The organism is Daejeonella sp., assembly GCF_046590655.1.
Lineage (GTDB): Bacteria > Bacteroidota > Bacteroidia > Sphingobacteriales > Sphingobacteriaceae > Daejeonella.
Genome location: NZ_JBKJUM010000170.1, coordinates 42,626 through 53,433, shown reverse-complemented (window position 1 = coordinate 53,433; position 10,808 = coordinate 42,626). Strand labels below are relative to the sequence as shown.

General features: G+C 42.2%; 7 protein-coding genes. 1 reads left to right on the top strand and 6 read right to left on the bottom strand.

What is annotated here, in order from left to right; all coding sequences use genetic code 11:
• From ACLL8Z_RS15380 to ACLL8Z_RS15370, 3 genes are all read right to left on the bottom strand, one after another.
• Positions 1-1,423, bottom strand: a 1,423-nt coding sequence (locus ACLL8Z_RS15380) for a SecDF P1 head subdomain-containing protein (protein WP_411275681.1), incomplete at its 3' end; no start/stop codon positions are given.
• Positions 1,424-1,533: 110 nt separating this feature from the next.
• On the bottom strand, positions 1,534-2,019 hold the full coding sequence (locus ACLL8Z_RS15375; protein ID WP_411275680.1) for a dihydrofolate reductase: 486 nt from the start codon (positions 2,017-2,019) through the stop codon (positions 1,534-1,536).
• Between the two features lie 84 nt (positions 2,020-2,103).
• On the bottom strand, positions 2,104-2,898 hold the full coding sequence (locus tag ACLL8Z_RS15370) for a thymidylate synthase (protein ID WP_411275679.1): 795 nt from the start codon (positions 2,896-2,898) through the stop codon (positions 2,104-2,106).
• Positions 2,899-3,120: 222 nt separating this feature from the next.
• On the opposite strand from ACLL8Z_RS15370, the gene ispE reads away from it, so the two are divergent.
• On the top strand, positions 3,121-3,924 hold the full coding sequence (gene ispE, locus ACLL8Z_RS15365; RefSeq protein WP_411275678.1) for a 4-(cytidine 5'-diphospho)-2-C-methyl-D-erythritol kinase: 804 nt from the start codon (positions 3,121-3,123) through the stop codon (positions 3,922-3,924).
• Positions 3,925-3,977: 53 nt separating this feature from the next.
• On the opposite strand, the gene ACLL8Z_RS15360 is transcribed toward ispE, so the two are convergent.
• From ACLL8Z_RS15360 to ACLL8Z_RS15350, 3 genes are all read right to left on the bottom strand, one after another.
• Positions 3,978-6,077 (bottom strand): S9 family peptidase, encoded by a 2,100-nt coding sequence (locus tag ACLL8Z_RS15360; RefSeq protein WP_411275677.1) that lies wholly within the window; start codon positions 6,075-6,077, stop codon positions 3,978-3,980.
• A gap of 106 nt (positions 6,078-6,183) precedes the next feature.
• Positions 6,184-7,626: a SusD/RagB family nutrient-binding outer membrane lipoprotein gene (locus ACLL8Z_RS15355; RefSeq protein ID WP_411275676.1), complete on the bottom strand. Its 1,443-nt coding sequence runs from the start codon at positions 7,624-7,626 to the stop codon at positions 6,184-6,186.
• Positions 7,627-7,637: 11 nt separating this feature from the next.
• Positions 7,638-10,760: a SusC/RagA family TonB-linked outer membrane protein gene (locus tag ACLL8Z_RS15350; RefSeq protein WP_411275675.1), complete on the bottom strand. Its 3,123-nt coding sequence runs from the start codon at positions 10,758-10,760 to the stop codon at positions 7,638-7,640.
• Between the last annotated feature and the right edge of the window lie 48 nt (positions 10,761-10,808).

Below are 10,808 nucleotides of genomic sequence, written 5' to 3'. Positions count from 1 at the left end.
GGGTATCTTCTATTTTAAAGTTTCCGTTGATTGACGATATCCCGTTTGGAATTTCACCTTGAACCGTCGGAGCAGAATAAACCAAGTCATCAAGTACTATGGCAACACTTTTTTTATTGTTAGGATCGGCTGAAGCATTGGCGGTCAGTGTTCTCCATGCACGGGCGCCTTCCGTATTCATAATCATCACCACTTCCGCATTTCCCCTCTGATCGTAATCAGAACGCGCATCAGAAATCACATCACCTTCCAAAGCGGGACCGCCTGCAAGGCCGCTTGATTTTAACGCATATAATTCAAACACTTTGCTATCGGGAGAGATAGGTTTAACTCCCCAATACAATTTCATGTTTGATGGAATAATAGATTTTATCTGTGGTGATTGAAGGTAAGCATTTACTCTGGCAGTATCTTTTAAAGCTGCATAACCAACTACCGGGCCGGGACGAAGACTAGGCTGACCTTCTGGTCCCTGGAATGTAGCCGGATTTAAAACGGAAAACAAAGGATTCAATTTAGCCTGCTCAGCCTGAAGTTTGTTGAATGCTGCTGTGCTATCTACTTTACCAGTTGTGTCTTTTTTGCCTAAAGCTGCAAGTTTACTTGTTGCGGTATCCTGAACTGCCGCCGCCGCTGTTGTGTCAGTAGTTTTGCTTGTAGATGCCAGGATACCATTTATGTTTTGAAGAAGGGGGAAAATTTCGGTGTTATCGTAAGTTTCCCAGAATTCAAGTTTAGCAGAACCTTGTAATAATTTACGAACACGGTCCTGATCAGATACACCGGGAAGTTCGATAAGAATCCTGTTTGTACCCTGCTGCTTTTGAATATTTGGCGAAGTAACTCCAAATTTGTCGATACGAGTCCGCAGGATATTAAATGAAAGATCAATAGCACCGTCAGCCGATTTCCTTAGAAAGTCGATTACTTCCTGATTGGAAGCATCAGCCTTTAGATTACCTGAATTCTCTTTAGTAGCAAATAAAGGAGCAAGCTTACTGCTTGGGCTTAATTTTTCAAATTCGCTACGAAAGGCAGCAATGAAATCATTTTCGCCACTCGCAACCGCTGCTTCTGCATTCCTAATAGCTGCGTTGAAGTTTGCATCCGTGTTATTGTTAGCCAGATTACGCACCATGTCACTTAAAGCGATTTCCATGGTTACGTTCATACCGCCTTTTAGGTCCAATCCCAATGGAATCTCGCGCTCTTTGGCATATTGGTACGTAATATAATCCAGGCTGCTGAAAACAGGCAGTGAAGCTACAGAATCAAGGTAAACCTTTTCCTTAGCTTGGTTACCGTTTGCAAACTCACGTGCATCCTTTTCAACTTTATTCGCGATCCAGGTGAATGAGAGTGAATACAAACACGCAAGCGTTAATGCTATTGCGGCGAATTTAATTAGTCCTTTACCTTGCATTTGATTTTAATTGTATAAAAATATTGATTTACCCTGTTTTGGTTAAGACGGCAAAGCTAGTTAAATTTTTGTTTTTAAGAATTCTTTGAAGCAGAATTATGGGTATTATTTCAGGCTCTTAGGTATTTGATAAAAGTGTAAGCATACATATTCTTTTCATCTGGCTCATGTGTGCTACTTTCTGCGTTTAACCAGCTCTTTGTACCAATTTTGGGAAAGAATGTATCAGCATTAAATTGATGATGGATAATAGTCAGGTATAGCACATTAGCCAGAGGTAAGGCCAGCATAAAAATCTCTGCGCCGCCAATTATAAATGCTTCATCATGGTCTTCGCAAAGGGCAAATGCCTGAGTTAAAGAAGAAACTACAGTAACTCCTTCAGCCAAATAATCACTTTGACGGCTAATCACAATATTATGTCGGTTGGGCAGTGCTTTTCCAATAGACTCGAAGGTTTTCCGGCCCATTATTATAGGATGACCTGTAGTCAGGTTTTTAAAATGCTTCAGATCAGCAGGAAGGTGCCAGGGTAACTGATTGTCCTTTCCGATACCGTTGTTCTCATCGACAGCTACTATAAGGCTGATTTTCATCTTTATATAATTGTTTTTAATGGCGATGAAGCTTGCATGAGCTTATATTCATGTCGTTGTGTGAGCGGTAAGCTCATGCAGGTTTCATATGGCCACAGCTCCTTTAATGTGAGGATGTGGATCATAATTCTCCAGCGTGAAGTCTTCGAACTGGAAATCAAAAATATCCTTTACCTCAGGATTTAATTTCATTTGCGGAAGCGGGCGGGAATCCCGGCTCAATTGAAGTTTGGTTTGATCGAGGTGATTATTATATAAATGGGCATCCCCAAGTGTATGAACAAAATCTCCTGCCTTCAGGTCGCACACCTGAGCCACCATCATTGTGAGCAAGGCATAGGAAGCAATGTTAAAAGGTACTCCAAGGAAAATATCAGCACTGCGCTGATAAAGCTGGCAGCTTAACTTTCCCTCAGCCACATAAAACTGAAAGAAGCTATGACAAGGCGGAAGGGCCATGTTTTCAATCTCAGCAACATTCCAGGCTGACACAATTATCCTTCTGGAATCAGGATTTGTTTTAATCTGGTTTATAATGGCAGTGATCTGATCAATATGGCCCCCGTCAGGTTTTGGCCAGGACCGCCACTGCGATCCGTACACCGGACCTAATTCTCCATTCTCGTCGGCCCACTCATCCCAAATACTTACCCCATTTTCTTTAAGGTATCTGATATTCGTTTCACCCTTTAAAAACCAGATTAGCTCATGGATGATCGATCGTAAATGAACCTTCTTTGTAGTAACCAAAGGAAAACCTTTCTGCAAGTCGAACCGCATCTGGTATCCAAAAACACTTATCGTCCCTGTGCCGGTGCGGTCATGCTTTTGGATGCCGTTTTCGAGCACGTGCTGCATTAGGTTGAGGTATTGTTTCATTCCTTCAATTAGTTTTAGTCGTTGGCAGTCTTTGCCCGTTTACCAGTACGTGTTACCAGTTGCCCGTTGCCAGTTACCAGGCTGGGCGCCCAGCTAAGTCTCCAGTCTGGTAACGGGTAACTGACAGCTGGCAACTTAAATGTGCAACGTTTACAGTGCAAATAAAATAAATGTATTTTTGCCATCCTATTTTTGTTCAAAACTATATGTGATGTTCACAATATGATAGTGTTTCCAAACGCCAAAATAAACATAGGATTGAATATTGTCAGTAAGAGAGCCGACGGCTATCATGATCTTGAGACAATATTCTATCCAATAATGATAAAGGATGTGCTCGAAGTTGTGGAGGCAGAAGATTTTTCATTTACTTCCAGCGGGTTAGAAATACCAGGCGGATCACAAAGTAACATTTGCCTTAAGGCATACGAACTGCTTTCGCGAGACTTAAAGCTGCCCACCGTTCATATACATCTTCACAAGAATATTCCAATTGGCGCAGGATTGGGCGGGGGCTCTGCTAACGCATCATTTTTCATAAAGTTGATGAACGACAAGTTCTTCTTAAACCTAAAAGCGGAGGAAATGGAGCATTATGCGTCGCAACTCGGTGCAGACTGTCCTTTTTTTATTCAAAACAAACCGGTATTTGCTACCGGTAAGGGAGATAAATTTGAGAAAATTCGGTTAGACCTGAGTAAGTATTTTCTGGTACTTGTTATGCCTGCTTTACACGTCGCCACTTCCGAAGCATTTGTAGGCATAGTTCCGAAACCTGCCGCTAAAAGTCTCAAAGACTTAATAGGAAATAATATTTTCACCTGGAAGTCTTCTGTTGTAAACGATTTCGAGCCTGGCATTATCAAAAGATTCCCAGAAATAGGATTTATCAAGGACTCCCTTTATAAGGCAGGAGCTATATACGCTTCAATGAGCGGTAGTGGCGCTTCTGTATTTGGCATATTTGAATCTCCTTTAAAACTGCCGGACTTGGAGGTGGGGAATAGGGTTTTTTATGCAGTTTGATTAATGGAGAGTGGAGAATCAACCCGTTGCAACTTTCCATTCTCCACTCTCCACTATTTCATTAGTTTCCTTCTCAAAAAATCCGCCGTTACCTCGCTTACCTTTACCCCATTAGAGTACTTCATCCAGTGGTGGGTATCATCAGGAATAGCGAGATATTCAAAATCAAACTTCTTGTCTTCAAATCGTCTGGCCAGGTCTACGCTTTGGCTGAAGTTTACGTTTCTATCGTCATCAGCATGTATAATTAAGGTAGGAGAGGTCCATGTATCAAGATAAGTAACAGGAGAGGAACTTATTACTGCCTTTTCATAGAGTTCCTGATCTGGAGCTGGTTCCCTGGTTGTTTGATTAGAACTGGCGAAACGATTATTAACACCATGAATATCAACTCCCGCAGCAAAGAGTTGGGAATCTTTTCCAAGACCTAAGGCTACAAGATATCCTCCATAAGAGCCTCCGTAAATGCCAATCTTCTTTGAATCTATATTCGGCTGTTTTGCAAGCCACTCAGCAGCCGCTTTTACATCCTGGTATTCTGAAGCGCCCATGGCACCTGCATTTAAAGCTTTTTGAAACTTATACCCATAACCGATGCCAAGGCGATAATTAACTGATAGTACTGTAAAGCCGAGATTTGCCAGATATTGGTTTAAGCCATAATCAATCGCATAATAATCCATAAAATGCCAGCCAAGAACCATCTGACGTTGAGGCCCGCCATGTACATATACCACCGCCGGCCTTTTTCCAGAGCCTGCATTTTTTGGCTCAAACAATTGCCCATAAACGGTTTGCCCGTCAGGTGCCTTAAAAGTAAGGTGCTTTGGGATTACCAGCTGAGTTAGCGGGAAACTTGCAGGGATCAAATTTTGTCCAAGAAGTCTGACCGGCCCTTTCTCAAAACTCATAACTGCTGGCAACAAAGGCCTTTGTGCTGTTGAGCTAAGAAACGCGATAGTGGTATTGTCTCCGGTTATTACAGGATAGGCTTCTATTCCGTCACCAGGAGTAAGGATTTCCATTCGGGCCCGGTCTACCGGTACTTTCACTATATGCCTGCGATCAATATCTGAAGCATCACTTCCTGCATTCGCAGCGAAAACCAGCCACTTTCCATCATTACTCAAACGAATCTGTTCCACCATGAAATTACCGGGCGTGAGTAAGACCTCTTTGCCACCTTTTGTGTCTACCGAGTATAAATGCGGCCACCCATCCTGGTAGGACACAAATACTATTCTATTAGAAGCAGCCCAATGAAGATTGGTTCCGCCCTGCGTTGATGGCACAGATCCTTCGAGAGTTTCAGGTGCCTTCCATATTGGCATACCCTTGCCACTTGCAACATTGGCTGTCCAGATTGTCCATGGTTGATGTCTTCTGGCAAAAATGGAATCAGTTTTACCGCCAGTTCCAGGCATTCTGACGAACGCCAGACTCTTACCATCAGGTGACCAACGAGGGGAATTATCTCTCGAGAAAGCAGGCTCGATCCAATTGATAGGGCTTTGTTCATCTGAATATACACCGATAAATGAGTGATCACCTCGCGACGATACGAAGGCAATTTTACTACCGTCAGGAGAATAGCTTAACGAGCCTGTCGAGCCTCTTGCGTAAAATAACGATTTGGCTCCGGCAGAACCATCAATAGGAACGCTCATGACCTGTCCGCCCCTTGAGAACAAAACGAGGTCGCTGGCTGGTGATATGATGGGTTCATCTGCTTCAGCAAGAACATTAGTTTTTCCACCCTCGAAAGAAATACTCAGAATCTGCACTTTTGCCTCTATTGGATCGAATGCAGCATTAACGGGCATTGAAGAGTTGCTGCCTCCGTGGTCGCCTCCGCGTACAAAAACAATCCATTTGCCATCAGATGAGATCGATAAGCTGGTAAGCTCTTGTCCATCATCTTTAGTATATTCTGTAATTTTTTTGGGAGTAAAATCTGGTGCTTCTGCAACGTAAATATTTCTTCTGCCTTGCTCATTTAATGCCCAGGCTATTTTAGAACCTGAAGCACTGCTTGTAAGTTCGGAAGGAAATGGATAGGACAAAACTGACTCCACTGTAAACGTTTGAGAATATAGTCGGCCAGTAAAAAAAATACTGTAAACTAAAATTAATACTGATACATTTTTGTTCATTTTTTCAAGCTGTTTGAATCTCATTTTTGAAGAGTGTAATATAAGTATCCCATAATAAAAAAGCCCCCCGACAAATCGGAGGGCTTGTAATTTTATTCAAGTGATTTTATAAGTCCCACCATAGTTTGGCCGTACGCGATGGATCTGCCGGCACATTTACACCATTCTTGCTTCTTTCACCAATGGTGAAGTCTAGTCGTCTGATGAATGTAGGTAAAACCGCATTCAAAGGCATACCAAAGTCCTTGTAGCCGTAGTTATATCTTCTGGCATCGTTCCATGCTTCAGGATTAAGATATGTTGCAATATATTTTTCCTTAAATATTAAACCTAAGGTTAAATTTGCTGCACCTACTGATACCCGGGGATCTGCGAGATAAACATTCCGTTCAGCCGGAAGAACCTGAAGTTTGTCCATGTTAGCAGTGATGCCCGCAAGATAAGCTGCATATGCTCGTGGCTTATCCGTTGCAAACGCTGCTTCAGCTTCGATAAATTTAAGTTCTGCGAAAGTTACCAATAGGATCGGAGCGGTATCGCTCGTCCACGGAGAGCTAATAGCAATATAATTTTCATCTTTCACCGTGTTATTGTGTGGTGGATTCAAGCGATTACCAGCGCCGTTAACAGTACCAATCCACTTAGGATAGTTGGGATTATTTGGCACAACTGTAGGATCAGTTATTTTAGGCAGCCTTGGATCGAAGATACCATAGGTCTTACCATTTAGATGATCAATGAATTGTTCCGATAACCAGCCACCCAAAGTAAGCAAAGCATTGTTTCTGGCTCCCTGAGCCCAGGTATTCCGTAAGGTAAAGGTAGCCATACCTGCGTCATCAGCATTTGATGTATAAGAGTTTGACAAAGCTGTTAAAACTGCAGTAGCATTAAAGGCAGGGGTTTTACTGACCTTGATTAATAGCCGTGCTTTTATAGCATAAGCAGTTTTTAACCATTTTGCACGATCGCCTCCATGAATAAGATCGCTGGTCGCAGCCAGTTTTATCGTAGCATTTGTTTTAGATAGTTCAGCAATCGCTTCATCTACTAATTTAACAGTTGTTGCATAAATCTCCTGATCTGTATCATATTTCGGCGTGAAATTAGAAGGGTCAAATGCCTGTGAAAATGGCGCAGCTCCCCAAAAATTGTTCACAATAATTAAATGATATGCTAAGAGCAAATTTGCAACGCCGAGGTACTCGCTCGAAGTGCCTGCAGCCAGCTTTTTCATTTCATTAATGTCTGCCATAGCAAAATACAATGCATCCCAGGTGCCCGTGAAATTTATAGTCTCATAAATATCACTTGCTGCCCCTGCAACGGGGTTCGCGGTATACTGAACGTATGGGTTGATAACACTTCCTGCGTCTGCAGTACGTAAACCTGTTTTACTTGTGACAGTTGTTAACAAAGCCGGCAGGGTAGGAACATTGACCTGATTGGGATTAGCGCTCAATTCGTCAAAATATTCCTTGCCGCAACTTTGAAATACCAAAGTTGAGACTGTAGCTAATATGAATGTGTATTTATATATTTTTCGCATTATCGTTTTTATTAAAATCCAACATTTAGGGTAAATAAGAAAGTTCTCGCGGCCGGGTAAGTCATACCGGCAGAACCATCGACGTTGCTTCCGCTATCTGCCGATAAAGATTCTGGATCAAGTCCGTAATATTTGGTATAAAGCCAAAGGTTGTTTCCTGTAACAGAAATTGACGCGTTGCGGACAGCTTTAGAAGGTAACCAGGTCTTTGGAAGTGAATACTGCAGGCTCGCCGAACGTAAACGAACCCAGGATGCATCATCCACAAAAGGTTCAGAAAGGGACCTGTGATAATTCCTGTAATAGCCCTCACCGTAATTTACTCCATCCGGCCCTAGTCCTTGATTTAACCAAACACGCTTCGTATTAGGAGTGCCATCAGCTAAAACGCCCTCAAAGACCTTGAAATCTCTTCTGTCTCTTGTGTAATCTGCGATTCCAAATGCTGAATTAAAGTTTTCAAGCCTGTTGAATTTCTCAAAACCCCAGCGTGCGTCAACAATCGTTGAGAGAGTTAGGCGTTTGTAGCTGAAATTATTAGTTAGACCACTAATCCAATCAGGTTGTGAGTTTCCTAATAGTTTTTGTCTGGTTAGAGAGGAAATAGGGAAACCATTGGCTCCGATTAATAAAGGACGATTCTTATCTGTGTAAAGAGGATCTTCCTTATCAGTACCGTAATATCTTAAGTAATAAGATCCGTAGATATTACCATATGGAAGTCCCGGAACAAGTTTAAATGTTACCGGAGAATTAATATATCCCCCTGTTGCAGCACCATAGACAATCTCCGTCAGACCTTCTTTGAGACTCATTACTTTATTTTTGTTTGCAGAGAAGTTTAATGATGCGTCCCAGGTAAAGTTTGTTGTCTTTATTGGAGTCCCGCCTAGTACCAACTCAATTCCCCGGTTTCTGATACTTCCGGCATTAATCGATGCGGTTGCATATCCTGTTGCAGAAGTTATTTGCGCCCGGGTAATTTGATCTTTACTTAATGAGGAGTAATATGTAACATCAAAACTTAATCGGTTTTTAAAAAAAGCCATCTCAAGCCCTGCTTCATAGGTATCTGTGAACTCGGGCTTCAGGTTCATGTCTCCCAAATTGGAAGCAATTGTCAATCCTGTTAATCCGGTTGGTAAGCTTCCGTAATTTCCAAATCCTGTTGAAGTTGAATAAGGCGCTGCATCTTTACCAATTTTTGCATAAGATAACCTCAGCTTGCTTTGACCAATAAACTCAGGTAGTTTGATGTTGTCGGAGAACACGTAGGCTAAGCTAGCAGAAGGATAGAAGAATGAACGGTTTTCAGGTGAAAGTGTTGATGTGATATCTTGTCTTCCTGTAACGGATAAGAAAAGGAAATCCTTGTAGTCAAAATTAGCTTCTCCAAAAAAACCATTCGACCGGTATTCAGTTTTGCTTTGAGAAACATCAAACACTTTAGCATTTACAAGTCTGAAATCGTTGAAGATACTTAGCTGGCTTCCTAAAATTCCAGAATTTTTTTGACTCCTGTCATAAAGTTCGTATCCCAATCTAAGAGTTCCGGTAATGTTAGATGTAAGTTTTTTTGTGGCGTTCGCAAGGAAAGTAGAGTTGATCGCCCTGTACCCTGTATTATATTCACCTACGAAACCGTCACCATTATCGTACACACGTTCTCCAGGAATACCTCTTGGACCTGGTGCAGTTCTGAATCTATTATCAGTATAGGTATCAACACCTAATCTATAATTGAAGTTTAACCATTCAGTTGGAGCGTAAGTGAAGTTAGTTCCGGCAATATACCGGTTCACGTTATCCTTTAGTCTGTTTGTAGCAGCCCCGAAAATAGGGTTGTTAGTGCCGCGGAATTGCTGAATCCCCTCAGGAGTGATGTAGTCACGAACATCCCACCGACCAGAATAGTATGTTAAGCTCTCTCCATACCGATCGGCATCGAAACGGTAACCTCCTGAATTTGTGTAGCTCATATTAACACCCGCTTTAATTTTCGGACTAATTGTAATGTCCGTATTCAGTCGTGCTCCAAGGTTTTGATAGTCGGTAAATGGAAGCATTCCATCATGATTAAATTGCGATAATGACGAGAAGAATTTAATGTTTTCTGAACCTCCTGTAAATGAAAGTGTATTCCTGATCTGCGAACCCGTATCAAACGCATTTTTGTAATTCTCAAATAACTTGTCAGGATGTGTAGGGTCGATAACTTTAGCCTCGGCAATAGTTGGGCCCCAGGCCGGACCTAGACCGATCGGAGTATACACACCTAAAATACCGGCTGTGTATTCAGTTTGAACGTCTGGTGTTTTGTTTACATTCTCAAAGCCATAAGTACTGGTGAAGTTTGTACGGATACCTGTCCCGGTACCTTTCTTGGTGGTTATAACAACCACTCCGTTAGCACCTCTAAGACCGTATAATGCAGTTGCAGCTCCACCTTTTAATATATTGATAGATTCTATTTCATCCGGATTAATGTCGGAGATCCGGTTACCAACTGAACGAACGTTATTCCCTGAACCTGCTCCGGCCAGTGACGTAGAGTTGTCTACCTGAACACCGTCAATTACATATAAAGGATCATTCGAACTCGATGCATCAATGGAATTTATACCACGAATACGGATGTTTGCACCCTGACCTGGCCCGCCGCCTACACTTGATATCGTCGCTCCTGCAACTTTACCCTGAAGTGCATTCAAAAGGTTTGATTGACGATTGACATTTAGTTCTTCCGCGTTTACACCCTGGGCAGCGTATCCCAGCGACTTTGACTGTCGTGCGATGCCAAGCTGTGTAGTTACTACCACTTCTTCAAGTGCTTTACTATCTGCAGATAAAGCCACATTAATTACAGATTGCCCGCCAACGGTTACTTCTTTTGCCGAAAACCCAATAAAGGTATATACTAACACAGCACCACTTCCAGGAACCTGGATACGGTACATTCCGTTGGCATCAGTAGTTGCTCCGGTATTCGTGCCTTTCAGCCGTACGCTCACCCCTGGCAGGGTTGAACCGTCTTCAGCTATGGTGACTTTACCGCTTATATCCCGAACCTGCGCATTTGCTGCAAAGGCTGTGAATAATAAGACAAGTAAAAAAAGTGTAGAGATTTTTTTCATACGAAACATATTTAAATTGTTAATGATGCGGAAATTTACGAATCTGTT